At 67.2% G+C, this 26,471-nt stretch carries 20 protein-coding genes; 6 read left to right on the top strand and 14 right to left on the bottom strand.

The features are described from left to right. Positions 1–27: 27 nt before the first annotated feature. Together QE385_RS02995 and QE385_RS02990 are read left to right on the top strand one after the other, a co-directional pair. Positions 28–3,090, top strand: coding sequence for a ligand-binding sensor domain-containing diguanylate cyclase (locus tag QE385_RS02995; protein ID WP_307098930.1), 3,063 nt, complete (start codon positions 28–30; stop codon positions 3,088–3,090). Then, positions 3,087–3,350, top strand: coding sequence for a DUF5818 domain-containing protein (locus QE385_RS02990; RefSeq protein WP_307098928.1), 264 nt, complete (start codon positions 3,087–3,089; stop codon positions 3,348–3,350). Before QE385_RS02995 ends, QE385_RS02990 begins: the two co-directional genes overlap by 4 nt. A gap of 5 nt (positions 3,351–3,355) precedes the next feature. On the opposite strand, the gene QE385_RS02985 is transcribed toward QE385_RS02990, so the two are convergent. Together QE385_RS02985 and QE385_RS02980 are read right to left on the bottom strand one after the other, a co-directional pair. Next, on the bottom strand, positions 3,356–4,294 hold the full coding sequence (locus QE385_RS02985) for a DUF808 domain-containing protein (RefSeq protein ID WP_307098926.1): 939 nt from the start codon (positions 4,292–4,294) through the stop codon (positions 3,356–3,358). A 77-nt stretch (positions 4,295–4,371) separates the two neighbouring features. Then, positions 4,372–5,244 carry a LysR family transcriptional regulator gene (locus tag QE385_RS02980; protein ID WP_307098924.1) on the bottom strand — a complete coding sequence of 291 codons (873 nt, stop codon included), beginning with the start codon at positions 5,242–5,244 and terminating at the stop codon, positions 4,372–4,374. A gap of 101 nt (positions 5,245–5,345) precedes the next feature. Between QE385_RS02980 and QE385_RS02975 the strand changes: the two genes are divergently transcribed. From QE385_RS02975 to QE385_RS02960, 4 genes are read left to right on the top strand one after another with little or no spacing between them, the layout of a single operon-like run. After that, positions 5,346–7,454 (top strand): malate synthase G, encoded by a 2,109-nt coding sequence (locus tag QE385_RS02975; protein ID WP_307098921.1) that lies wholly within the window; start codon positions 5,346–5,348, stop codon positions 7,452–7,454. Beyond that, on the top strand, positions 7,454–8,023 hold the full coding sequence (locus QE385_RS02970) for a gamma carbonic anhydrase family protein (protein ID WP_307098920.1): 570 nt from the start codon (positions 7,454–7,456) through the stop codon (positions 8,021–8,023). The genes QE385_RS02975 and QE385_RS02970 overlap by 1 nt, the downstream gene beginning before the upstream one ends. 9 nt (positions 8,024–8,032) lie before the next feature. Continuing rightward, positions 8,033–8,743, top strand: coding sequence for a response regulator (locus QE385_RS02965; protein WP_307098917.1), 711 nt, complete (start codon positions 8,033–8,035; stop codon positions 8,741–8,743). Beyond that, positions 8,740–10,062, top strand: a complete 1,323-nt coding sequence (locus QE385_RS02960; RefSeq protein WP_307098914.1) for an ATP-binding protein — start codon at positions 8,740–8,742, stop codon at positions 10,060–10,062. The genes QE385_RS02965 and QE385_RS02960 overlap by 4 nt, the downstream gene beginning before the upstream one ends. A 450-nt stretch (positions 10,063–10,512) precedes the next feature. On the opposite strand, the gene QE385_RS02955 is transcribed toward QE385_RS02960, so the two are convergent. The 12 genes from QE385_RS02955 to QE385_RS02900 form a co-directional block, all read right to left on the bottom strand. Then, positions 10,513–13,623 (bottom strand): PAS domain-containing protein, encoded by a 3,111-nt coding sequence (locus tag QE385_RS02955; RefSeq protein WP_307098913.1) that lies wholly within the window; start codon positions 13,621–13,623, stop codon positions 10,513–10,515. A gap of 78 nt (positions 13,624–13,701) precedes the next feature. Beyond that, entirely contained in the window at positions 13,702–14,340 is a 639-nt protein-coding gene (locus QE385_RS02950) for a TIGR02281 family clan AA aspartic protease (protein WP_307098911.1), read from the bottom strand. 88 nt (positions 14,341–14,428) lie between these two features. Beyond that, a complete protein-coding gene (locus QE385_RS02945; RefSeq protein ID WP_307098909.1) occupies positions 14,429–14,617 on the bottom strand; it encodes a hypothetical protein in 189 nt (62 codons plus the stop codon). An 85-nt stretch (positions 14,618–14,702) separates the two neighbouring features. Beyond that, positions 14,703–15,296, bottom strand: a complete 594-nt coding sequence (locus tag QE385_RS02940) for a DNA-3-methyladenine glycosylase (RefSeq protein ID WP_307098907.1) — start codon at positions 15,294–15,296, stop codon at positions 14,703–14,705. Beyond that, positions 15,296–16,600: a nicotinate phosphoribosyltransferase gene (gene pncB, locus QE385_RS02935; RefSeq protein ID WP_307098905.1), complete on the bottom strand. Its 1,305-nt coding sequence runs from the start codon at positions 16,598–16,600 to the stop codon at positions 15,296–15,298. The genes QE385_RS02940 and pncB overlap by 1 nt, the downstream gene beginning before the upstream one ends. Positions 16,601–16,602: 2 nt before the next feature. Further along, positions 16,603–19,008, bottom strand: coding sequence for a malto-oligosyltrehalose synthase (gene treY / locus QE385_RS02930; protein ID WP_307098903.1), 2,406 nt, complete (start codon positions 19,006–19,008; stop codon positions 16,603–16,605). A 25-nt stretch (positions 19,009–19,033) separates the two neighbouring features. Then, positions 19,034–20,932, bottom strand: coding sequence for a 4-alpha-glucanotransferase (gene malQ, locus QE385_RS02925; RefSeq protein ID WP_307098901.1), 1,899 nt, complete (start codon positions 20,930–20,932; stop codon positions 19,034–19,036). Continuing rightward, positions 20,929–22,278, bottom strand: coding sequence for an alpha-amylase family glycosyl hydrolase (locus QE385_RS02920; RefSeq protein ID WP_307098899.1), 1,350 nt, complete (start codon positions 22,276–22,278; stop codon positions 20,929–20,931). The genes malQ and QE385_RS02920 overlap by 4 nt, the downstream gene beginning before the upstream one ends. Beyond that, positions 22,163–22,624, bottom strand: a complete 462-nt coding sequence (locus QE385_RS02915; RefSeq protein WP_307098897.1) for a hypothetical protein — start codon at positions 22,622–22,624, stop codon at positions 22,163–22,165. Before QE385_RS02915 ends, QE385_RS02920 begins: the two co-directional genes overlap by 116 nt. Further along, positions 22,621–24,702, bottom strand: a complete 2,082-nt coding sequence (glgX, locus tag QE385_RS02910) for a glycogen debranching protein GlgX (RefSeq protein WP_373424707.1) — start codon at positions 24,700–24,702, stop codon at positions 22,621–22,623. The genes QE385_RS02915 and glgX overlap by 4 nt, the downstream gene beginning before the upstream one ends. A gap of 133 nt (positions 24,703–24,835) precedes the next feature. Further along, positions 24,836–25,126 carry a DUF2934 domain-containing protein gene (locus QE385_RS02905; protein WP_307098894.1) on the bottom strand — a complete coding sequence of 97 codons (291 nt, stop codon included), beginning with the start codon at positions 25,124–25,126 and terminating at the stop codon, positions 24,836–24,838. 89 nt (positions 25,127–25,215) lie between these two features. After that, positions 25,216–26,352, bottom strand: a complete 1,137-nt coding sequence (locus tag QE385_RS02900; RefSeq protein ID WP_307098892.1) for a Gfo/Idh/MocA family protein — start codon at positions 26,350–26,352, stop codon at positions 25,216–25,218. Positions 26,353–26,471 lie beyond the last annotated feature (119 nt).

The raw sequence follows: 26,471 nt of genomic DNA, 5'->3' as shown, positions 1-26,471 counted from the left end.
CCTGCTATAGGTTCCCAGCATAAGCCTATGAAGCCATACCGTCCCCTGGCCGCGCTGGCCCTGTTCCTTTCGGTCATGATCCTGCCCCTGGGGCGCCTTGAGGCGGCCGATTCGTGGGCGGCATGGCGATGGACGTCGTTCGCGAGCCTCGGCGAAGCGATCGGCCTGCCGCATATCACGACCACCGCGGTCGTGCGCGCGCGTGACGGGACGATGTGGATCGGCACCCGCGGTGGCCTGACCCGCTATGACGGCCTGACCCAACGGGTGCGGACCTTCAAGCAGCGCCAGGCCGATCCCCATTCGCTGCCCGACAATTATGTCCGCTCGCTGATGGCGCTGCCGGGCGGGGGCGTGCTGATCGGCACCAATGTCGGTGGCCTGGCCCGCTACGACCCGCAACGGGACGCGTTCATCCGGCTCAAGCCGACGCACGGCGCGATGGGAGCCCGCATCTTCAGCTTCACGCCGGACGGGGCGGGCGGCGCCTATATCGGCTCGGATGGCGGCGTGCACCATTATATCGCCAGGCTCGATCGCGTCGATCCGATGACCGATAGCGCGATACCCTCGCCCGATGGCCGCCCCCAGGGCGCCTTTGCGGTGTTCCGCGACGGCGACGGCACCTTGTGGGCAGGCTCCGACCATGGCCTATGGAGGCGTGCGCCGGGTACGAGCCCGTTTACGAATGTTCCGCTGGGCGCACACAAGCCATCGGGCGATGTCTGGTCGATCCTGCGCGACCGCCGGGGGCGGCTTTGGGTCGGTACCGGGTCGGATGGCGTGTACCTGTCCGAGAATGGCGATCCCCGGCATTTCGTCCAGCTGCCCACGCTGACCAGCGATGCGCCGTTGATCGGGCACCGGACGATCCGCGCCTTTGCCGAGGACCGGCTCGGGCGGATATGGATCGCGACCGACGGCATGGGCATCGTCCTGCTCGACCCGGCGCGCGGGTTCGCCGCCAGCGGGCTGCGTCACGACACGGGCAATCCGCTGGCGCTGGCCGGGGATACGGTGCGAGCCCTTGCGATGGATGATGGCGGCGGGATCTGGGCCGCGACCGAACTGGGCGCGTCGCGGACCCAGGGGCCGGGGGGCGGCGTGCTGCGCATCGGTTCGGCGATGCACGACCCTCGGCTGTCGCTGGCCGATGACAATGTCCGGGGCGTGCTGGTCGATCGTCGCCAGCAGATATGGCTGGGCTTCAGCAACGGCTCGGTCGATCGGCTCGACCGGGCGGCGGGGCAGGTCCGCCACCTTGCGCTTGCCGGGCATCATGCCGGTCAGGATATCAAGGCGCTGCTCGAATCGTCGGATGGGTCGATCCTGATCGGCGCGCGCGGTGTCGTGGCAATCGATCCCCGGACGCTCGCCACCCATGATCTCGTCATCCCCGAGCTTGGCGACCTGCCGGTCATTTCGCTGGCCGAGACGAAGCGCGATCTGCTGATCGGCACCTATAAGGGACTGTACAAGCGCGACCGGGCGACCGGGCGGGTGACGGTGTACCGGCACGATCCGGCGGACCCGCGCAGCCTGCCCAATAACGAGGTCATCAACATCCTGCCGCGGCCCGATGGCCAGGTGCTGGTCGCCACGCCCGGCGGGATCGGGCAGTTCGATCCGCGCAGCGGCCGGTTCGTCTGCTATGCCAATCGGGCGAACGATCCCTTTAGCCTGCCGCAGGATTATGTCGGGTCGATGGTGCCCGACGGACGGAGATTATGGGTCGGCACCTATGGCGGCGTGGCGCTCGGCCGCACGACGCGCGGCGGCTGGAAATTCCGCGCGATCGGCGAGGCGCAGGGGCTGGCGGGCGACAATGTCGCCTCGCTGACGCCCGACGCCCGGCGTCGGCTGTGGACGGCGAGCGCGGGCGGGATATCGGTCATCGATCCGACCACGCTCCATGTCCTGGAAATGAGCCAGCGCGACGGCATGCCGATGCGTGCGTTCAACCAGCGTGCGGCGGCCACCATGAACGACGGATCGTTGCTGTTCGGATCGCCCGAGGGGTTGATGGTCCTGCAACCCGATCTGCTGCTGGGACGGCGGGACAGGAGCGATACCGCCCAGTTGATCGTCAGCCAGGCGGATATCAACGGGCGGCTGCTGGCGATCGACTCGGTCGCGCGCGACCCGGTGGTGCATCTCGATCGTCAGGGCCGGACGTTGCGGCTGGGCTTTTCGCTGACCGATTATGCGGCGCCCGAGGAGATACGCTATCGCTATCGGCTCGAAGGGTTCGATGCCGACTGGATGACGGTGCCTGCGGGCACCCCTGCCACCGCCATCTATACCAACCTGCCCTCGGGCGATTACTGGCTGACGCTCAGCGCACATGTGCCGGGGCTGGCGGCGCGGACGGTGACGCGACAGGTGCGGATCACCGTCGATCCGCAATGGTATGAAACCTGGCCCGCCCGGATCGGCCTGAGCCTGTTGCTGCTGGTGTCGATCGGCGGCGCCTTCTGGCTGGTGACGGCGGTGATCCGGCGGCGCGCCGACGTGCTGGAGGCGATCGTGGCCGAGCGGACCAGCGCGCTGCGCGTCGCGAACGCCCAACTCGACCGGCTGGCCAGCACCGACCCGCTGACCGGCCTGGCCAATCGCCGCACCTTGATGAACGAAATGGAGCAGGCCGCCGAGCGGGCATGCCGTTCGGGCGGCGGCTTCGCCTTCGCGCTGCTCGACCTCGACCATTTCAAGCGGATCAACGACGAACATGGCCACAGCGTCGGCGATGCCGTGCTGGTCGAGGTGGCGCGACGTATCCAGGGGGCGGTGCGCGCGAAGGACTGCGTCGCGCGCTATGGCGGGGAAGAGATCGCGATCCTGTTTCCCGACACCGGGCTGGAGATCGCCACCGCCATCGTCGAGCGGCTGCGGCGCCAGATCGCCGAATCTCCGGTCATGGCCGACCATGGCCCGGTGCCCGTCACGATGAGCGCCGGGGTCGCCCATTGGCGGGCGGGCAATATCGCGGGCGACCTGATGCGCCGCGCGGACGAAGCGCTCTACCGCGCCAAGCGGGGCGGCCGCGACAGGGTGGAGCAGGCCCGCGATCTGGAAAGGGCCGATGGATGACCTTGCGGGAACTGGAGGTGGGCGCCACCGTTGGCCCGATGATGACGAACGACGACGCCCTTTCGGACACGCCCACCCACTCGCTGACAGGCCGGCTGGTGCGGCGGCACGGCGCCTTCATCCTGCAATGCGATGACGGTGCGACATTCGAGTTACGTCTGTCGCGCGTGCCCGTCGATCATGTCGGCAAGTCGGTGACGATCATCGGCCGGTTGCTCGGCCCCGACCTGCTGGAGGCGGATGGCGTGCGCGCCGCCTGAGCGGATCAGTGCGCGCCCTTGCGGGACGGGAGCAGGTGAAGCCCGCCCGCAATCACCCCGCCGACGATCAACCCGACGATCGCGGCACCGATCGCGCTGACGATCCAGGCGATCGCGGCCCCGGCAAAGGGCAGCGCCTCGCCCGCATGGTGCGCGGTGTCGTGGATCAGATGGGGCAGGGTGGTCAGCCCGAACTCTTCCATGCCGTGCACGATGATCCCGCCACCGACCCAGACCATCGCGGCGGTGCCGACGATCGCCAGGATACGCAGCAAGACCGGCATCGCCTTGACCAGCCCGCGCCCGACCGTCTGCGCCAGCGCATTGTCGCGCTGTGTCAGGTGCAGGCCGATATCGTCCATCTTCACGATGGCGGCGACCAGTCCGTACACGCCGACGGTGATCGCGATCCCGACCAGCGCCAGCGCGATCGCCTGGGTCCCGATCGACAGGTCGGGCAGTTCGGATAGCGCGATCGCCATGATCTCGGCGGACAGGATCAGGTCGGTGCGGATCGCCCCCGAAACCTGGCGATCTTCCAGCGTTTTGGCATCGACCGCCGCTTCCTCCTCGGCCTCGCCATGCCCGCCGATCAGCGATTCGAGGATCTTCTCGCTCGCTTCGAAGCACAGAAAGGCACCGCCCGCCATCAGGATCGGGGTGATCGCCCAGGGCGCGAAGGCGCTGAGCAGCAGGGCGGCGGGAAGCAGGAACAACAGCTTGTTCCGCAGCGACCCCAGCGCGATCTTGCCGATGATCGGCAATTCGCGCTGCGGCGACAGCCCGACGACATAGCGCGGCGTGACGGCGGTGTCGTCGATCACCACCCCGGCGGCCTTGGCCCCGGCGCGGGCGGACGCCGCCGCGACATCGTCGAGCGACGCCGCCGCCAGCTTGGCGATCGCCGCCACGTCGTCCAGCAATGCGACCAGACCCCCTGCCATCGAACCGTAACTCCCCAAATTGATGGGCAGTGCCTAAAGCCTGTGTCGGGCCGATGCACGGAAAAATGACGCCGCCGTCATGTCATCCAGGCCGCCCCGCGCCATTGCTCGGTCAGATGGGCGATCAGCGCGGGAACCGCGGCGGGGGCGCCGACCGGCGCGTGGAGGCCCCAGATGCCGACCTCGACCGATCCCTGCCGTTCGGGAAGCACGCGAACCAGCCGTCCATCGGCCAGCGCATCGGCCACGTCCCAGAGCGAGCGAAGCGCAATGCCCGCGCCCGCCAGCGCCAGTTCCCGCACGGCTTCGCTGGAATTGGTTTCCACCCGGCTCTCGCCCTCGACCGTCGCGCCGGTCAGGCGCCAGGGCAATTGCCCCTGTGCGGCGATCAGCCGGTGGCGGCGAAGCTCCGCGACCGTCGTGGGACGGCCTGCGCGCTCCAGATAGGCCGGGCTGGCGCAGAGCAGGCGGCGATTGTCGGCAAAGCGATGCCCGGCAAGCCCCGGCGGCGGCGCGGTGGTGATCCGGATCGCCAGATCGACCCGCGCCGCGGCCAGATCGACATAATCGTCCGACAGATCGAGTTGCAGCCGGACCGCCGGATAGCGATCGAGAAAGGCGGGAAGGCAGGGTGCGACCCAAAGCCGCCCGAAGGAGGTCGGAACGGTCAGCCGCAACGGCCCGGCCGGGGCGGCGGCGGTCTGGCTGATCCGCGCCTCCGCCATGCGGAGCCCGGCGACCAGCGGCGCGACATCCGCGTGAAAGGCCTCTCCCGCCTGGGTCATCGTCAGTCGTCGCGTCGTGCGATGAAGCAGCCGGACGCCCAGCCGAGCCTCGAGCCGCGCGATCCGCTTGGACACCATGGCGGGGGACAGCCGCTGTGCCCGCGCCGCGCCTGCCAGGCTGGCCTCGCGCACCACATCGACGAACAGGGCGATATCGGGGTCCATTCGTTCCTCCGGCGATCGACAGCGTTGCGATTATGCCCTCTACCGAAGGATATGGCGATGGCCTATTCTGACCCCCGAAATGCCAGTTCGGGAGAGTATCGATGATCGATCGCCAAGGCCTGTCCGTCGCGCCGGAACTGGTCCGCTTCCTGGAGGAGCGCGCCTTGCCGGGAAGCGGGATCGATGCGGATCGCTTCTGGACCGGCATGGCCGCCGTCATGGCTCACTTCGCGCCGGAAAACTCCGCGCTATTGCGCAAGCGCGACGCGATGCAGGCGGCGATCGACGACTGGTATCGCGGTGGCGGGCTCCATGACGGTGCGGCGCAGCGGCGCTTCCTGACCGGGATCGGCTATCTGGTGCCCGAACCGCCGCCGTTCACCATCGCGCCCGATAAGGTCGATCCCGAGGTCGCCCTGCTCGCCGGGCCGCAGCTGGTCGTGCCGATGCTCAATGCACGGTTCCTGCTCAACGCGGCGAATGCGCGCTGGGGAAGCCTGTATGACGCGCTCTACGGGACCGATGCCATCGCCCCCATCGGAGCTGCCGGGGGCTATGATCCCGAACGCGGGGCGGGGGTGATCGACTGGGCCCGCGCTTTCCTAGACATGGCGGTGCCGGTCGCGGGTGGCTGGTCGGCGGTGACCGATCTGGCCGATGCGGTCGCCGCGCTGGACGATCCTTCGCAGTTCGTCGGGCGCAGCGAGACGGGATGGCTGTTCCGCCATCATGGGCTTCATATCGAGGTGACGGTCGACCGCAGCCATCCGATCGGTCGGAGCGACCCGGCGGGGATCGCCGATGTGGTGCTGGAATCGGCGCTGACCACCATCTGCGATCTGGAGGATTCGGTCGCGGCGGTCGACGCGGCCGACAAGGTGGCGGGCTATGCCAATTGGCTGGGGCTGATCGACGGCACGCTGACCGCATCGGTCGAGAAGAACGGCCTTACGACCACCCGGCGGTTGGCCGGGGACCGCGCCTATCGGGCACCCGACGGGACGGCCTTCACCTTGCCCGGTCGAAGCCTGCTCTTCGTGCGCAATGTCGGGCATCTGATGACCACGCCCGCCGTCCGCCTGGCCGATGGTACCGAAGCACCGGAAGGCATTCTCGACGCGATCGTCACCAGCCTGATCGCAATGCGCGACGGCCGGAACGGAGCGCCCTTGCGCAACGGGCGGACGGGTTCGATCTATATCGTCAAGCCCAAGATGCACGGCCCCGAGGAAGCCGCCTTTGCCGACCGGCTGTTCGACGCGGTCGAGGATATGCTGGGGCTCGACCGGCACCGGATCAAGATCGGGGTGATGGACGAGGAGCGCCGGACCTCGGCCAATCTGGCGGCCTGCATCCATGCGGTGATGGATCGGATCGTCTTCATCAACACCGGCTTTCTCGACCGGACCGGCGACGAGATCCACAGCGCGATGCAGGCCGGTCCAGTTGTGCGCAAGGGCGCGATGAAGGCATGCGACTGGATCGCCGCCTATGAGGATCGCAACGTCCAGATCGGCCTGGCCTGCGGCTTTGCCGGGCGGGCGCAGATCGGCAAGGGGATGTGGGCCGCACCCGACCGGATGGCCGATATGCTCGCGCAGAAACACGCGCATCCGATGAGCGGCGCGTCGACCGCCTGGGTTCCGTCGCCGACCGCCGCGACGCTCCACGCGACCCATTATCACCGCGTCGACGTCGCCGCGCGCCAGCGGGCCCGTGCGGCCGAGCCGGTCGCCGCGCTCGAACGCCTGCTGACGCCGCCGATCGCGGTCGATCCCGATTGGACGGCCGAGCAGATCGCCGACGAACTGGAGAATAATGCGCAAGGGCTGCTCGGCTATGTGGTCCGCTGGATCGATCAGGGTATCGGCTGCTCCAAGGTGCCCGACATCCATGACATCGGACTGATGGAGGATCGCGCGACGCTGCGCATTTCCGCCCAGCATATCGCCAATTGGCTGCAACACGGGATCGTCGATGCGGGCCAGGTCGAGGCGGCACTGATGCGGATGGCCGCAAAGGTCGATGCCCAGAACCGGGGCGATCCGGCCTATCGGCCGATGGCCGGACGGGCGGACAGCGTGGCGCTCGCCGCGGCCCGTGCGCTGATCTTCGAGGGGGTGGCGCAGCCGAACGGCTATACCGAGCCGCTGCTCCATCGTTTCCGCCAGGCCGCAAAACAGGGCTCGGCACTGGGGGAGGCCGCCTGATGCCGCTCTATGCCCTAGGTGCGCATCGCCCGGACGTCCATGCCAGCGCCTGGATCGCCCCCTCCGCCGATGTCATCGGACAGGCGGTGATCGAGGCGGAGGCCAGCCTCTGGTTCGGGGCGGTGGTGCGCGCCGACAACACGCCGATCCGGGTCGGCGCGCGGACCAATGTGCAGGACGGCGCGGTGCTGCATTCCGATCCGGACAGCCCGCTGACGATCGGACAGGACTGCACCATCGGTCACCGGGCGATCCTGCATGGCTGCACCGTCGAGGAGGGCTGTCTGATCGGCATGGGCGCGACCATCCTCAACGATGCGGTGATCGGTGCCGGTTCGCTGGTCGGCGCGGGCGCGCTGGTGACCGAGGGCAAGGTCTTCCCGCCCGCCAGCCTGATCGTGGGGGCGCCCGCAAAGGCGATCCGGACGCTCACGCCCGAAGATCTGGCGCGGCTGCGGCGGTCCGCAGACGGCTATGCCGACCGTGCGCAGCGATATGCCGTGCAGTTGCAGCGACTTGACGGGGATCGGTCCGGAGCGGCCGTTGACGACGGCGTCGCACCTGCCTAGCCAGATGGGGTGACGCCGCCTACCATCCTGATCGTCGAGGACGATCCCGCCCTCCGCACCCTGACCGCGCGCGCGCTTCAGGAGAACGGATTTGCTGTGAAGCTGGCCAATGCCGCGCCCGAAATGTGGCAGGCGCTGGAGGTCGGGCAGATCGACCTGATCCTGCTCGACATCATGCTGCCCGGCACCAGCGGCATCGACCTGTGCCGCCAGGTCCGCCAGAAGAGCCCCGTCCCGATCATCTTCATCAGCGCCAAGGGCAGCGAGGTCGATCGCGTCGTCGGGCTGGAGCTGGGTGCGGACGATTATCTCGCCAAGCCGTTCGGCACGCGCGAGCTGGTCGCCCGCATCCGCGCGGTGCTGCGACGCGGCGGGCTGGAGAGCACGCCGGGCGAGCGCGAGGCGGGCATATTGGGCTTTGACGGCTGGACCGCCAACCTGCCTCGGCGCGAGCTGATGTCGCCGTCGGGCGCCCAAGTCGAGTTGACGGGGGCCGAGTTCGACCTGCTCGTCGCCTTTCTCGACAATGCCCAGCGCGTCATCGCGCGCGAACGCCTGATCGAGCTGTCGCGCGCGCGGATCGGCGACAGTTCGGATCGCAGCATCGACGTGCTGGTCAGCCGGTTGCGCCGCAAGCTGTCGGGGGCGGGGGGTGCCGCGCCGATCGTCACGGTGCGCGGCGTCGGTTACATGCTCAACGTGCCGGTGGAGCGGCGATGATCCGCCCCTCGGTCGGCCTGCTCGGCCGGATCGTCGCGATCCTGCTGCTGGCGGTGACGATCGAGTTCGCCGTCTCCACTTATCTCTACGAGCGCGCCAGCCATGTCTCGGTCCGTGACGATGAGGCACGGCGGCTGGCCGAGCATCTGATCGTCGCGCGCCGCGTCCTTAACGAGCGGCCCGCGATCGAACGCCCCGAAGTCGCCGAGGAATTGACCACCGACCGCTATATCGTCGGCTGGTCCACCCAGACCCCGCCGCGCCCGACCATTGCGCCTGCGATGGACAGCATGCGCCGCCAGATCGTCGATTGGGAGCCGTCGCTGGCCGCGACCGACATCCATTTGCGGCTGACCTCGCCGGGACGGACCTCGATGGTGTCGGGGGATTTGCGGCTGGACGACGGGTCGCTGTTGAGCTTTCGGATGCGCGAGGGGGTGCGGACGCTCGATCTGGCCCTGGGGCGGGTGCTGCTGGCGCTGATCCCGGCGATCGCGCTGATGTTCGTCAGCGGCGCGCTGATCGGGCGGATCCTGCATCCGCTCCGCACTTTGGCCCGCGCGGCCGACAAGCTGGGGCGGGGGCAGGGCGCCAGTGCCCTGATCGTTCCCGAGCGGGGGCCGAAGGAGGTGCGCCACGTCACCCGCGCCTTCAACCGGATGCAGGCGCGGATCGGGCGATTGATCGACGAACAGACGCGCGCCCTGGCCGCGGTGGGCCATGACCTGCGCACGCCGCTCGCACGATTGCGCTTGCGGGCCGATTCCATCCGCGAGGCCGAGGTTCGCGACGCGATCGGCAATGATATCGAGGAGATGGAAGCGATGGTCTCGTCGCTTCTGGCGTTCCTGGGCGGGGAAGGGGATGTCGAACAGCCCGAATTGACCGACCTGGCCATATTATGCGCCAATCTGGCCGACGATGCCGCCGATCACGGGCGCGACGTCCGCTATGCCGGGCCCGATCATTTCGACTGTCGTCTTCGCCGCTTCGGGATGAAGCGTGCGCTGACCAATCTGGTCGAGAATGCGCTGCATTATGGCCAGCATGCGGTCATCACGCTGGACGTCGAACGCAGCGACGCGGTGCGCATCCGGGTCGAGGATGACGGACCCGGCATTCCCGAGGAGTCGCTCGAACTGGTCCTGGAGCCGTTCGTCCGGCTGGACGCGGCGCGGCGGCGCGACACGGTGGGCTTTGGCCTTGGCCTGTCGATCGTCGCGCGGGTCGTCGCGGCCGAAGGTGGGGAACTGACCCTCGCCAACCGGCCCGAAGGCGGGCTGTGCGCGGAAATTCGCCTGCCGCACTGTCGGACATGATTTGTCACGAACGCGCTGCACGACAGCAAAAAACAACGCGTATATCCTGTCCGTAGAGGAGAGGAGTGACGGGTCGTCGATCAGCGGCCATGACCGGCTTCAGAAGTATTGAAGCCAGCGATCATGGAAGAGGCGCGAGGTCGACGGTCCGTCACGAATGCCGAGGCACCTTTATGCTTCGGCACCATCCTGCGACGGTCATCCGCATCTTGCGAAGAGGCCGCCGAACGGTTCGTTGTTTTGACATCATTCGGGAGCATGACCGATGACGATGGAGTTTGATTTGACCGCACTGGAATTGCAGGGTGCCCTGCTGGTGCTCGCGGTGATCATCACCTTCGCCGCGATCGAGGGCTGGAAGGCCCGCTAACCCCTTACCCGGTTTCGTCCGGGCTCCCCTGCCGCCCCCCTCCGGCATGAGCCCGATCGAAGGGGGTGGGCGGTCCGACCTCAGGGTCGGGCCGCCTGCTCCGTAACACCCAGCCGGCCCCGGATCGCGTTGAGCAGCTGCCCCGCCGAATAGGGCTTCGTCAGCAGCGCCGCGTCCAGTTCCGCCGCATCGCCCGCCATTCCGCCGTCGCCCGTCGCGAACACGATCGACAGCGTCGGCCGCAATAGCCGCGCCCGTCCCGCCAGCTCGATCCCGGATTCGCCCGGCAGGTTGATGTCGGTCACCAGCACGTCGATCTGCGCCGTCTGAAGCGCGGTCATCGCTTCCTCGGCGGTCACGGCATGGACCACGACGAAACCCGCTTCCTGCAACACCTCGGCGGTATTGGCGCGGATCAGGTCGTCATCCTCCACCAGCAGGATGGTCTGTCCGTCGTGCAGCGGATGGACGACCGGCTGGCTGTCGACCGGGTCGCCCGGTGCGGCGTGGCCCGCATCGTCCCTGGGCATCTTGCGTTGCCGCTGATTGGCCAGGACATGGCGGAACTTCCGCGCCAGCGCCTCGCGGGTATAGGGCTTGGACAACAGCTCGACGCCCTTGTCCAGCCGTCCGCCATGGACAATCGAATTCTCGGTATAGCCAGATGTGAACAGCACCGCGATATCGGGCAGCCGCTCGCGTGCCTTGCGCGCCAGTTCGGGGCTTTTCAGCGTGCCGGGCATGACGACATCGGTGAAGAGCATGTCGATCGGAATGCCGCTTTCGATGACGTTGAGCGCGCTCTGCGCGTCGACCGCCTTCAGGACGCGGTAACCCAGGTCCGACAGCAGCTCGACCACGGTCGCGCGCACTTCGGCATCGTCCTCGACGACCAGCACGGTCTCGGTGCCGCCGGTGATCGGGCCAGTGTCGACCGCCACCTCGACATCCTCGGCCTCCATCGCGCGCGGCAGGTAGAGCTTGATCGTGGTGCCGTGGCCGACCTCGGAATAGATCTTCACATGGCCGCCCGACTGTTTGACGAAGCCATAGACCATCGACAGGCCCAGCCCCGATCCCTTGCCCTCGCTCTTGGTCGAGAAGAAGGGCTCGAAGACCTTCTGGATGATGTCCTCGGACATGCCGCTGCCGGTGTCGGACACCGCCAGCATGACATATTGGCCCGGCACCACCTCGTCATGGGTGCGCGCATAGGCGTCGTCGAGATGCGCATTGCCCAGCTCGATGGTCAGCTTGCCCTGGCCATCCATCGCGTCGCGCGCGTTGATCGCCAGATTCAGCAGCGCATTCTCGATCTGGGCGGGGTCGATGAAGGTGTTCCACAGGCCGCCGCCGACGATCGTCTCGATCTCCACGCCCTCGCCGATCGCACGGCGCAGCATGTCGTCCATGCCCTGCACGAAGCGGGTGACGTTGACGACCTTGGGTTCCAGCGCCTGCCGCCGCCCGAAGGCCAGCAATTGCGACGCCAGCTTCGACCCGCGCGAGACGCCCGCCATGGCATTGGCGACCCGCTGTTCGGCACGGCTGTTGCCCGCCACGTCCTTGCCGAGCAGCTGGAGGTTGCCCGACACGACCTGAAGCAGATTGTTGAAGTCGTGCGCGACGCCGCCGGTCAGCTTGCCGATCGTCTCCATCTTCTGCGCCTGGGCCAGCTTCATCTCGGCCTGGCGGCGCTCGGCGATCTCCTCGATGACGCGGCTCTCCAGCGTCTCGTTGAGCTGGCGGAGCTGCGCCTCGGCGCGTTCGCGGTGATGGACCTGACGTGCCAGCACATTGGCCTGGTCGCGAAGCGCCTGTTCGGCCGCGCGCTGCTCGGTGATGTCGGTATGGACGCCAACCCATTCGACCAGTTCGCCATCGGCCCCGACGATCGGCAGGCCCCGGATCGCATAGGTGCGCCATTCGCCGTCATGGCGACGGACGCGGTGTTCGTGAACGAACATGCCCTTGGCCGCCACCGCCTTGTTCCAGGCGACGATGCTGTCCGCCGCATCGTCCGGATGGACGGCATTCGCCCAACCGAAATTCTGATATTCCTCGCGGGTCTGGCCGGTGATCGCGGCCCATCCGGGCTGCTCGCCGACCATCCGTCCATCGGCGCTGTTGGTCCACAGCACCCCGTGGACGGCGTCCATCGCGGCGCGGAACCGGCGATTGCTGCGCTCGATCACCTCGGCATGGCGCATCCGCTCGTCGACATCGAAGACCAGGATATGGAAGCCGACGACCGCGCCCTGTTCATCCCGGCGGGGAATATAGCGCGTCTCGGCGCGCCGATGGCTGCCGTCACGATGCTGGATCCGGACATCGGCGACCACCGTCTCGCCCGCTAGCGCCCGCTCGATCAGCGGGCGCCGCTCGGCATAATCCTCGTCGGTCAGCACGTCGCTGATCCGGGTGCCCAGCATGGCGTCGGGGTCGACGCCCAGGAACTCGCGGTAATAGCTGTTGGCGAAGCGATAGCGTTCCTCGCGATCGACAAAGGCGACCAGCACGGGCAGCGAGTCGGTGATGACCCGCAACTCGGCCTCGCTCTCCGCCAGCCGCCGCTCCGCCGCGACCCGTCCGGTATTCTCGACGACGGTACACATCACCCCGCCGACATCGCCATGGTCGAGATAGACCGGCGTGTAATACAGGTCGAACACCACCTCTTCGGGCTGCCCCGCGCGGGTGACGATCAGCTTCTGATCGTGAAAGGCCAGATCCTCGCCCTGGAATCCCCGCGACAGGATATCGCGATTCCAGTCCCATATTTCGGGCCAGACCTCCGGCACCAGGCCACCGAACGCCGACGGATGGCGCGGGCCGGCGATGGTGCGATAGGAGTCGTTATAGATCATCACATGATCCGGACCCCACATCAGGACCTTGGCAATCGGCGAATGGACGATGTTCGCCACGGTCGTGCGCAGCGCGGCGGGCCAGCCGCCGATCGGGCCCAGCGCCGTGGCGGCCCAGTCGTGATCGCGCACCCGCTGCCCGCATTCGCCGCCGCCGACCAACCAGGCGGTCGCCTCGTCGAAAGGCTGCTCCGCGCGCAGCCGCTCGACCGCCGCGACCAGCAGCGCGTGCTCGTCGGGAAAACGGCCGGTTTCAATGGCATGGACGACATATCGGTCGAGCTGCGCCGGGAGCGGCAGCATTCGCGACAGGGGAGTGTTCATGGATTGACGCATGGGTAAGCTAAACCGCCAAGTCAATCGGCGGTGTCGCCGATTGCATTGATTTCCATCATCTTCCTATCACGCAGGCGATGACCGGTGGGTTAATGGCTGTGGGTGGTGCGGCTCCAGGATCAGCGTCGATCCCTCGACCCGCCAGCTCTTGAGCCGCGACAGGAAGTTCATGCCCAGCACGTCCGTCTCGCCGAAAGCGGGGGAGATGACGACGGGGATGCCGTCGGCACGGATCGTACCGATCTCCAGCGTCTTCACGCGTCCGGTCTGCGCGCGGATCATGCCGTTGGCCGTGTTCAGCACCACGGGAAAGACCGGGGCGGACGGCCGCAGCCCGGCGGCGCGCGCGGTGTCGGTCGACAAGGCGGTCAGCGTCGCGCCGCTGTCGACCAGCATCCGTCGGCTGACCCCGTCGAGCGTCACCCGTGCCCAGAAATGCCCGTCCGGCGACATCCGGATGCGCACCGTGTCACCGACGACGCTCTGGTCCTGCAGATTGAGGACCTGCATCGCCCGCTGGATATAGGGATCAAACTGTTCGCGCTGTTGCAGCACGACCAGAAGCAGGCCGCCCAGCACCAGCCAGCTGACCAGGTTGATCGCCAACCGCAGGAACGGCACGCGACGACGCGCGACGATGCCTGCGACGACGATCGCCACGACGACGAGCAGCAAGGGCGTGGGGATGCCCCAATCGACAAACATGAAACCGCTATATCCTTGTCGGGCCAGGAAAAGGCCGGATTAGGCTGTATCGCGGAATCCGTCTGTACCGTTGCTGACCGTGACGCGATCAGCCCTGATCCGCAACCCCGACATCGGACGCGCTGAAACGCTGGCCGCCATACCAGCGGCGGAAGCTGCCGTCGGGTTGACGGAAATAGCGAATGCCGTTGTGAAGAACTGGTGCGCCCAGCGAACGATAGGCCGCCCAGACGCCATAGACCATGGCGACCACCGCCAGGACCTTGATCCACTCCATCGACTCGTCCCCTTATCGTTATCCCAGCGAGGCTCGCGACAAATAGGTGTGAGATCAAGCAAAATAGATGCTGCACCGCATGGCATTACTTGCCCGATCGATGCTGCACCGCGTCAGGACCTTGCGGAAATGGGCGGCTCAGCCATGGAGATTCGGCGATGCCGAACCGGCGGGGGCGTTCCGCAGCGCGGGTAATGCCGATGCGCGCTCCGCTGACGATCGCGACATCGGTGGCGGTCGGGAGCAGATTGAAGGGGGACTCGTCAAGAAAGGCCCCGTCCAGGCCCTGGTCGACACCCAGAGCCGCGCACAGCCGCCCGGGGCCGGCGCAAAGCTGCCTGATGGTGACCCGCCCGCCGCGCCGCCGGTGCATGACCTCCAGGCCATGGACCGGCTCGATGGCACGAATGAGGACGGCGCTGCCGGGCGTGCCGCAGACGATGTTGAGGCAATGATGCAGCCCGTAGATGCGATAGACATAGGCATGGCCGACCGCTCCGAACATCGCCGCATTGCGTGCGGTCCGGCCGGCGAAGCTGTGCGAGGCCGGATCGGCGGCATCATAGGCCTCGGTCTCCACGATCGGGCCGCCGACGCCGTCCACCAGTAGGGTCACGCCGAGCAGCGCGCGCGCGACGACATCAACCTCCTGCCCGTAAAAGTCGGGCGGCAGCATCATCATACCTCAGTGGTGCGGGCCTTTCGCCCGTCATTGCCGAAGACGGCCAGATAGCGCGCGATCTCCGCGGGATCGCCATTGGCCTTGGCCGGATTGTCGGAAAGCTTGACGGCGGGGCGGCCATTCACCTCGATGACCTTTGCGACCAGCGAGATCGGCTCCAGCCCCGGCAGCCCGTCGGGATCGCAATCGCGGAAGTCGTTGGTCAGGTTGGTGCCCCAGCCAAAGCTCATCCGAACGCGGCCGTTGAAATGCCGATAGGTCCGCTCGATCGTGTCGACGTCCATGCCATCCGAAAAGATCAGCAGCTTGTCGCGCGGATCGCGGCCATGCTGGCGCCACCAGTCTAGGATCGCCTCGCCCGCTTCGATCGGCGGCGCGCTGTCGGGTCGGAAGCCGGTCCAGTCGGCGACCCAATCGGGTGCATCGCGCAGGAAGGCGGCGGTGCCGAACGCGTCGGGCAGGACGATCAGGAGGTTGCCGTGATAATGCTGCCGCCATTCCTGAAGGACGCGGTAGGGGGCCTGGCGCAGCTCGTCATCGGTCCGCGCCATCGCCGCGACCGCCATGGGCAGCTCATGCGCGTTGGTGCCGATCGCCTCCAGATCATTGTCCATCGCCAGCAGCACGTTCGAGGTGCCGATCAGCCGGTCGCCAAGCCCTTCCTTCAGCGCCTCCACGCACCAGCGCTGCCACAGGAAACCATGGCGTCGCCGCGTACCGAAATCGGAAATGGCCAGATCGGGAAGCGCCCGCAACCGCTCCACCTTGCCCCAGAGCTTGGCCTTGGCGCGGGCATAGAGGATGTCGAGTGCGAAGCGGCCCTTGGCATGCAGCGCCGCACGGGCCCGCAGTTCGTTGACGATGGCGAGCGCGGGGATTTCCCACATCGTCGTCGCGCACCAGGGACCGTGAAAGCGCAGCTCGAACTGTCCGTCGCGGCGGCTCAGATCGTAATCGGGAAGCTGGAAATCGGCCAGCCACGCCAGGAAATCCGGCGCGAACATCCGGGTCTGGCCGTAAAAGCTGTTGCCGGCCAGCCAGATCAATTCCTTCTTCGTGAAGCGCAACGTCCGGGCATGGTCGAGCTGCGCGCGCAACTCCCCCTCGTCGATGACGTCCGCCAGGCGAACCGATCGCGTCCGGTTGTGGAGCGCGAAGGTCGCCTGCGTATCCGGATAGAGGTTCCGGATCATTTGCAGCATCAGCAGCTTGTAGAAATCGGTGTCGAGCAGGCTGCGGACGATGGGGTCCAGCCGCCAGCCATGGTCCCATGTCCGTGTCGCGATATCGGTGACGGCCATGCCTATCCTTTGTCGGTGCCGGGCCGGACGTCATACCAGACCGGCCCGTCCGCCAGCAAATCGGCCACCAGGCGGGGGCCCTCCGCCAGCACCACGGCGGTATCCCGCCAGTCGACCTGGCCCTGCGCATCCATCAGCGGGGCCAGGCGAAGCCCCATGACGCAGGTCAGCACCGCATCGCCGTGCCGCCGCTCGAACGCGATCACCCGGTCGCGGCCATGCCCCTTGACGGGAAGCGGCCGGTAATCGCCCTCGGCAAACAGTGCGGGGGCTCGACGGCGCGCGCCAAGCAACCCGGCGAGCAGGTCCAGCTTCGCATTGCCGCCTTCCGCCAGCGCCTGTTCGCGGGCGGGATAGTCGACCGGACGACGATTGTCAGGGTCGACCAGGCTGAGGTCGGCGAACTCCGTACCCTGATAGCAATCGGGTATCCCCGGCACCGTATAGCGCAGCGCCAGTTGCACCAGCGAATTGGCCGAGGCCGCCGGTGCGATCCGCCGCAGCAGGTCGTGCAGCCGCGCTCGAAACGACGCACCCTCCGCGCCGTCGATCAGGGCTTCGGCCAGAGCGTTGCAGCGCCCCTCATAATCCTCGTCCGGGGCTTCCCAGGACGAGCGCAGCTTGGCCTCTCGCAGGGCCTTTTCCTGCCACGCCGTCACCCGCTCCGTGAAATCGCCCAGATCCTCCGGCCGGGGCCAGGCACCGACCAGCGTCTGGATGAGCATGTACCAGTCCGCTGGATCGACCCCTTCGGACAGGGCCAGCGTGTCCTGCCGCCACCCTTCGACCGCGATGCGCCATTCGTCCGGGACCGCGCTCAACACCGCAAGGCGGGCGCGCACATCCTCGCCGCGTTTATGGTCATGGGTGGCAGTGGTCAGCATGGCATGCGGGAATGTCTTGGCCCTTCCCGACATTCGGTCGTGAAAGGCCGCGATCGGCAGGCTCATCCGCGCCGCGTCGAACCCCACATCATTGCGCGAGAGCAGGACGCCATGCCGATAAAAGGCGGTATCCTCGACCGCCTTGGCGGCGATCGGTGCGGACAATTGCTGGAAACGGCGCACCGCCTCGGCCAGCAGGGCGCGGTCTGCGTCACCTTCACCCGCCAGCCAGGCGAGGATATGGTCGACCACGAAGGTTTCGCCCGGCGGGATGAAACGCTCGACCCGTGACCGGGCCTGCCCGCGCACCTCGGCATCCGTCGCGGGCGCGTCCGGGCCATAGGTGCGATAGACCGGGAAGACCCAGAGCAGGCGCTCGATCGCGCGGCGGAGCATCGCGGTCGTGATCGCCCCCTCCAGCGCCGGGTCGGATGCCGTCAGCGCGGCGAAGGCCGCCACGCATCCGTCCAGCTGTCCTGCGAACTGCCAGGCGAGCAGATCCTGCCGCGCCTGCAATTCCTCGGGCGCGAAATCGGCCGATCGTCCGCTTAGCTGCGCCCAGAGTTCGGCGAGCGGTCGCGTGCCTTCCGGGGCATGGAGAAGGGCGGCAACCTCTTCCATGAAATCATAGCCGCTGGTGCCGTCGACACCCCAGTCGCGCCCCATCGCCTCGTCGGCGCCCAGGATCTTCTCGACCACGATATAGGCGCGGTTGCCGTCGTCGCGGGGGATGGCACCGAATCGCGCGCGCAGTTTCCGGCCATAGCCGATCGGGTCGGTCAGCCCGTCGATATGGTCGATCCGCACGCCGTCGATCAGCCCCTCGGCATAAAGGCGGAAATAGAGCGCATGGGTCTCCTCGAAGACGGCATCGTCCTCGACGCGAAGCCCGGCCAGTTCGTTGATCGTGAAGAAGCGCCGCCAGTTGAGTTCGTCATTGGACACGCGCCACGAGGCCAGCCGGTAATGCTGGCGGTCGAGCAGTTCGGCGATCGGCAGGATTTCGGCCTCGTCCTGATCGGCGTCGCGGATCGGCAGGCGGTGTTCGCCATAGGCGACGACCTCCGCCCGTCCGTCGGTCCGCTCGACGGTGATCTGTCCTTCGGCCAGGACGTGGGAAAGCGGGTCGCCCAGGATGGGCAGGACGATCCTGCGCGACCAGTCGATGTCGAAGAACCGGGCATAGCGGCTGTCGGGCCCCGCGCGCAGCACGTCGTTCCACCATTCGTTACTGCCGCCCGCCACGCCCATATGGTTGGGCACTATATCGATGATGACGCCCATGCCGCGCGCCCGCGCCGCCAGGGCCAGTGACCGGAAGCCATCCTCACCCCCCAGTTCGGGATTGATCCGCGTCGGGTCGATCACGTCATAACCGTGCATCGACCCCGCCGTGGCGGTGGTGATCGGCGAGGCATAGACATGGCTGATCCCCAATCGATCGAGATAGGGCAGCAACACTTCCGCACGGGCGAAGGGGAAGTCCTTGTGGAACTGGAATCGATAGGTGGCGCGCGGCGTCATGGCGACGTCCTTTGGTTCGAGCGGGTCAGCGGGCGTTGAGCGTGGCGATGCGGTTGGCGACGTCGGCGTCCGCCAGCAGCGGCTCCAGCCTGTCGGGCAGGCGGCGGCGCCAATTGGGGTGCTCGTCGGTGGTGCCGGGCAGGTTGGGCTGTTCCTCCAGCGCCAGCAGATCCTCGATCGGCACGATCGCGAGCGGGCAGGGGGTGGCGGCCACCGCCGCGATCGCGGCACCGACGACGGCGGCGGGGTCGTCGGGCAGGGCGGCGGCATCGCCGATCACCGCCCATAGCGCCTCGCGTTCGCTATCGCGGCTGGCGGCGTCTTCGCCCGACACCGGCTTGCCCGCGATCCGCGCCCGCCATTCGAGATCGCGGCCGCGCCACCATCCCGCGACCGTCGCGATGTCATGCGTCGCGGTCATCGAAATGGCCTCGGCATCCCATTCCTCCGGCGGGATGAAGCCGCCGTCCGCGTTCCGCTCGAACGGCAGGACACGCATGCCGAGCATCCCGGCCTCCGCCATCCTGTCCCGGAATCCCGGCGGCACGGTGCCCAGATCCTCGCCGATGACGATGGCGCCGCGTCCCTGATTGGCGCGGTGCGCCTCGATCTTCAGGATGCGCAGCATGTCCTCGAACGGCATCGCCAGATAGGCGCCCTGATCGGCGGCGGCGCCTTCGGGGATGACCCACAAGCGGCACAGGCCGAGCGCATGGTCGATCCGCACGCCACCGGCATGCGCGAACACGGCGCGCAGCGTGGCGATGAAAGGCGCGAACCCCTGTCTGCGCAGCGCGAAGGGCGAGAGCGCTGTGATCCCCCAATTCTGTCCGTCGGGGCCCAGCGGGTCCGGCGGCGCACCGATGGACAGGCCGGTGAGCAGCTCGTCGGGGCGGCTCCAGGCGTCCGCGCCGTCCCCGGCCACGCCGATGGCGAGATCGGCGATCAGCCCGATACCCATCCCGCCATCCCGCGCGGCCATGGCGGCGTCATGCAGCGCGCGGTCGGCATGCCATTGGGCAAAGGCATGGAAGGCGATCGCATCCCGGTGCTCGTCGGCGAAGGCCTGCACCGCCGGACCGGCGAAATCACGATAATCCGCGGGCCAGTCGCGCCACCCTTGCGCGCCGGTGCGGGCGTGGAAATAGCCTTGCAGCGCGTCGAACAGGGCCTGATGCTCCAGCACCTCGCCCTGCCGGTCGCGCCAGAGCACGAAGGCGTGCCGATCTGTCTCGGCCAGCTGATCAAAGACCGCGCGTAGGTCGCGCATCCGGTCCGGCGCGGCGCTGGTCCAGTCGATCAGCTCGGGCTGATCCGGCACAGGCTCCCCCGCTGGCGCCAGCCAGACGTTGCGGAACAGGCGGCTCGACGGTGCATAGGGGCTGAAACGGCTGGCATCGGCGGGGAACAGGGCGTGGACCGGGCTGATCGCCAGGGCGGAAGCCCCCGCGCGGGCCAGGGCGCCCGCCGCCCCGGCGAGGCTCGCAAAGTCGCCATAGGCGCCGCCGCCTTCCCGAAGCGACGGGATCTGGACCGCGCTGCCCCAATGGCGTCCGGCGGGCGGTGCCGGGCAGCGAAGCGGTGCGACGGCGACCGTCACGAAACGGTCGTCCTGCTCCAGTCGATGATAGCCCCATGACGTCGGCGCGGGAAGCGACACCCGGTCGGCATGGCCGGTCAGGACGACAGCGCAAGTCTCGCCATCTTCCACGATCAGCCGTGCATTCCCCGCCCGCCAACCCGCTGGCAGAAGGATGGCATCGCCCAGATCGGCGGAGACGAACGTCTCTTCCCCGACTGCGGTATCCAGCCGGTCGAGGATCGCGCCCAGTGCCTCGTCCGAGACCTGCTGGTCCCGGCCCTTGGCATCCTGCCACGCGATCGACAGACCGGCGTCTTCGGCGCGGGCGTGAAGGTCGCTCATCGTGCGATCCATGCGGCGAAGCGGTCGCCTTCGCGAAAGATCAGTTCCGCCTCCTCGTCACCGATCGGCGACGGCGCCTCGCCCAGATCGATCGCGATGGTCAGCGTCGCGCCGTCCCCCATCCGCCAGCGGGCCTTGACCGCTGCCGGACCGCAGACCTCCGCCGCCAGCCCGACCGTGTCCTTCAGGCGCGGCACGATATGCGCATGGCGCAGGCTCAGCAATTCGCGGTACAGCGCCCGCCACTCGCCCGCCTTCGGTCCCGGCTCGGGGACCGACACCTCAAAGGTCGAGCGTGCATTGGGGTCGGGAATGCGCGCGCGTGCTGCCTCGTCGGCAAAGGCGTCGAACTTGGCGAATTCCCGGCGGCGCCCCTCGCGCACCGCATCGGCCAGTTCGTCATGGAAATCGGTAAAGAACAGGAACGGACTCTCGCTCCCCTCATCCTCGCCCATGAACAATAGCGGGATCTGCGGCCCGAGCAGCAGCAGCGCGGTCGCCGCGCGCAGCCGTTCGCGGTCGGTCAGCCGGATCAGCCGCTCGCCCATCGCCCGGTTGCCGACCTGGTCATGATTCTGGAGGAACGCGACGAAGGCGGTGCTGGGCAGGTCGCCCGACGGCTTGCCACGCGGCTTGCCGTCATGGTTGGGCGAACCCTCGCCCTGATAGATGAAGCCTTCCTTCAGGCAGCGTGCCAGCCGCTCGGCCGGACGATCCGCGAAGTCGCCATAATAGGCGCTCGTCTCTCCCGTTAGAAGGACATGGAGGACGTTGTGGAAATCGTCGTTCCACTGCGCGTCATAGCCGCCCGGCGTCAGGCGCTCCGCATCGTTCTTCTCGTTTTCCAGCACGAGATGGACATGCCGCTCGGGCAGGGCGGCGCGGATTTCGGCGGCCATCCGGTCGAGGAAGCCGTCATTCTCGATCGCATGGACCGCGTCGAAACGGAGCCCGTCGATCCGATAGTCGCGCAGCCACATCAGGGCGTTGTCGACGAAATAGCGATGGACCGGATCGGCATCGACCGCCACTGCACCACCCCAGGGCGTATCGATATCCTGATGGAAGAAGGCACCGGCATAGGCGCCCAGATAATTCCCGTCCGGCCCGAAATGGTTGTAGACCACGTCGAGAAAGACCGAGAGGCCCAGCGAATGCGCGGTGTCGACCAGCGTCTTCAGCTCGGCGGGCGAACCATAGGCTTCGGCGACCGCATAGGGCAGGACGCCATCATAGCCCCAGTTGCGGGTGCCGCCAAAGGCGTTGACCGGCATCAACTCGATCGCGGTGATCCCCGACGCGGCGATCGCGCCCAGCCGTTCGCGAACACCCCGAAAAGCCGCCAAGCGTGCCCGCATGCACCTCCAGCAGCACCGTCTCTTCCCAGGGGCGTCCGCGCCATTCGGTCGCGCTCCAGGCGAAGGACGGATCGACGACCACGCTCCAGCCATGGACGCCCCCCGACTGGAGCCGCGAGGCGGGATCGGGAACGGCAAGATCGGGGGCGACCCTGAACCGGTAGCGGGTGCCCGGCGGGGCAGGGGCCTCGCCGGTGAACCAGCCGTCGGCGACGCGCACCATGGCGACCTCGCCGCCGCCGTCGATCTCCAGCGTGACCGACGGCCGGTCCGGTGCCCACAGACGGAAGCGGGTATCCGCGCCGTCGCGCAGTTCGGGGCCCCAATGCGTCATGCCGTGATCCCATTGCGCCAGGTGACCAGTACGGCACTTTGCGGCTCGACCTCATAGCTGTCGTCGATCGCGACCTCGCCCTGCTCCGGCTTGGCGCTGTCGATCAGGACGGTGCGGTCGGCATGGGGCGGGGGCAGGGTGAAGGTGATCGGATCGGCCGACGCGTTGAGGAGCAGCGACACCGCCTCGACCTCGCCATCCTCGGTCGCCGAGGCCCGACGCATCATCAGCGCGCGGCCTTCCGGGTTCTGCCAGTCCTCGGGCGACAGCTGGTTGCCGCGCTCGTCCCACCATTCGATATCGTTGATCCCGTGCCCCGGCGTATCCTGGCCATAGAGGAACTGGGGTGCACGCAGCACCGAGAAGCGGCGGCGCAACTCGGCCAGCCGTGCGGTGAAGGCGATCATCGTCTCGCCATCCTCCGACGCCGCCGCCTTCCAGTCGAGCCAGCTGATCTCGTTATCCTGGCAGTAGGCGTTGTTGTTGCCGTGCTGCGTCCGGCCGAACTCGTCCCCCGCCACGATCATCGGCGTGCCGAGCGAGGTGAGGAGCGTCGTCATCATCGACCGCATCACCCGGCCGCGCGCCGCGTTGATCCTCGGATCGTCGGTCGGCCCCTCCGCGCCCCAGTTGCGCGAGTAATTCTCGGAATGGCCGTCGCGATTGTCCTCCTTATTGGCCTCGTTATGCCGCTCTTCGTACATGACGGTATCGGCCAGGGTGAAGCCGTCATGCGCCGCCAGCATGTTGAGGCTGGCCCAGGGACGCCGCGCCCGCCGGTCGAACAGGTCCCCCGATCCGGCCAGTCGCGCGGCCAGTTCGCCGCGCTGGCCGGGGTCGCCCCGCCAATATTTGCGCACGGTGTCGCGGTACTTGTCGTTCCATTCGGAAAAGCCGGGCGGGAAATTGCCGAGCTGATAGCCGCCGGGTCCGACATCCCAGGGCTCGGTCAGCAGCTTGAGCCGCCCCAGCACCGGGTCCTGCCGCAGCACGTCGAAAAAGGCCGAGCCCGGATCGAAACCGTCCACCTCGCGCCCCAGCGTCAGGCCGAGGTCGAAGCGAAAGCCGTCCACGCCGAAGCTGGTCGCCCAGTAGCGCAGCGAGTCCGCGACCATCTGGATCACCCGCGCCTTGGACAGGTTCAGCGTATTGCCGGTTCCGGTGTCGTTGATCGTATAGCGGGGCTGATCCTGGACCAGCCGGTAATAGCTGGCATTGTCGAGACCGCGCCACGACAGGGTCGGGCCCTTTTCCGACCCTTCGCAGGTATGGTTGTAGACGACGTCCAGGATCACCTCGATCCCCGCCTTGTGCAGCCGGTGCACCGCACGGCGAAGCTCGTCCTGCGTATCGGTCGCGAAATAGGCCTGTTCGGGCGCGAAGAAGCCCAGCGTATTATAGCCCCAATAGTTGCGCAGTCCCTTTTCCTGAAGGAAACGGTCCTGGGTGAAGCTGTGGATCGGCAGCAGTTCGATCGCGGTGACGCCGATCCGCTTCAGATGCTTGATGACCGCCGGATGGCCGAGCCCGGCATAGGTGCCCCGCTCGCGCGGCGGCACCAGTTCCATCAGCTTGGTCAGCCCCTTGACGTGCGCTTCGTAGATAACGGTTTCGGACCAGGGCGTGTTGGGCTTTACATCGCGCGACCAGTCGAAATGATCGTCCACCACCACCGCCTTGGGCATGGCGGCGGCGCTGTCGCGCTTGTCGAAGCTCAGATCCTCCTTCTTGGAACGGATCTGATAGCCGTGCAGCGCATCGGTCCATTTGATCTCGCCATGCAGCTTGCGCGCATAGGGATCGAGCAACAGCTTGTTGGGGTTGAAACGATGCCCCGCCTCCGGCTCATAGGGGCCATACGCGCGATAGCCATAGAGGAGGCCGGGCCCGACATCGGACAGATAGCCGTGCCACACCTCGTCCGTGCATTCGGGCAGCGTATAGCGGCGCAACTCGCGCTTGCCCTGGGGGTCGAAGATGCAGAGTTCGATCCGGTCGGCATTGGCGGAGAAGACGGCGAAGTTGACACCTTCGCCATCGAACGTGGCACCCAGCGGATGGGGCGAACCGGCAAGCATCTGGTCGGGCAAAGCGGTCAAAGAGGGTCTCCGGCAAAAGTCGAACGACTATCCGTGGGGTCAACGCAAGAAGGGGGAAACGAGGGGCCGCATCCGGCCCGTCGCTCTTGAACCACCCGCCAGGCGGGCGGCGTTATTCGGTCTTGGCGGCGCGCGGCTTGCGCGCCTTGGGCTTGGGGGCGGGAGCCGCGGCTTCGGTTTCGGCCGGGGAGGTCAGCTTGCTGCTTTTCCGACGCGTGACGGCGGCCTTGGGCTGGGGAGCGGGTTCCGCAGCCTGGGGCTCGTCCTTGGTCTGGACGGGCTCGGCACCGGCCAGTTCGCGTTCTGCCATTTCCCAATGCTCGCGGTCGCGCCCATGCGGCTCACCTTCGGCTTGCCAAATGCCATAGGCCCGTTCGCGAAGCTGTTCGTCCCTGTTGTCCACCATCGACTCCCTGAAGTGACATCAATTGTCATCGGCAGCGTAACGATTGATCCTGTCATTCCGCTCCCCAAGAAGCGAATAGATAATGATCAACTGGCGCCGGTGGGCGACTTGACCTTGACCGGCGCCGGGCGATCGACGGCGGACAGGGTCTGGCGCTGGCTGGCGGGATCGATCCGCCGGGTACGGGTGAAGGGCGGCAGTTCCACCCGGCCGCCGGTCTTCAGCGCCTGCTTGATCCCCTCGATCACGCGCAGGTCGGACAGGCCTTCCTCCGCATCCGGCTCCGGATCGCGATCGTTCAGGATGCAGTCGGAGAAATAGCGCATCTCGCCGCCGAAATGATCGGTGTGCTTGAAGGCTTCATGGCTCTTCTTGTCGCCGATCGTCACATTCTGCTCGATGGCCGACTGGAAGCCATAGGCCGGGCTCATATGGATCGAGCCCTTCATGCCCGCGACGATCAGGCTGTCGACATCGTTCATCGCATAGCTGACGGTGAAGCTGGCGAGCTTGTCGCCCGGCATCCGCAGCACAACGGCGAAGGTATCGTCCAGATCGCCCAGACCCGCGCTCGGCTGGCGCGTGGCGACCGCGCTTTCGACCGCGACCGGCTCGGCCCCGAACAGATAGCGGATGGCGTTGATCGGATAAGGCGCCATGTCGAGCAGCGGCCCGGCCTCCAGACCATGTTTGGCGCGGTGGTTGTCGGGGTCCAGCTTCTGCCCGAAGCAGGAGGTGAAGGCGACCAGTTCGCCCAGTTCGCCGTTGCGAATCTTCTCGATCGCGTCGAGTGTGCCCGGCTCGAAATGCAGGCGATAGGCGGTCATCAGCTTGGCCGAGGAGCGGCGCTCGGCGTCCTGAATGGCGCGGCCCTGTTCGACCGAGATTTCCAGCGGCTTTTCGCACAGGACATGGATGCCCGCCTCCAGCGCTGGAATGGCGAATTCGGCATGGCGCCAATTGGGCGTGCCCAGATAGATGGCATCGCAGACATTGGCGGTCAGCAGCTTGCCGAACTCGTCATAGGAATAGACATGCTCGACACCGTATTTCTCGGCGAGCAGGCGCCCCTTTTCCGCATCGCCGGTGACGATCGCGGTCAGTTCGGAATTGCCGGTATGGCGGATGCCGGGCAGCATCGCCGATTGGGTGATGTCGCCCGCGCCGACGACTGCGTAGCGCACTTTCTTGGTGCCGAATCCGAATGCCGATGCCAGGCTCATGGCGATGCTCCCAATAGACAGGTCGGATGTTGCAACGCGCAAATCACGGGAAGGTCCCACGGAGATTTAACGGTTCTGGCGAGTTTCCATGCTCCTAACCTAGATTGTCTTTCCGCCAG

Origin of the sequence: Sphingomonas sp. SORGH_AS_0950, from assembly GCF_030818415.1 — a bacterium.
Classification (GTDB): Bacteria; Pseudomonadota; Alphaproteobacteria; order Sphingomonadales; family Sphingomonadaceae; genus Sphingomonas.
The sequence above is the reverse complement of the archived record's forward strand: the minus strand, read 5'-3'. Positions and strand labels throughout refer to the sequence as shown.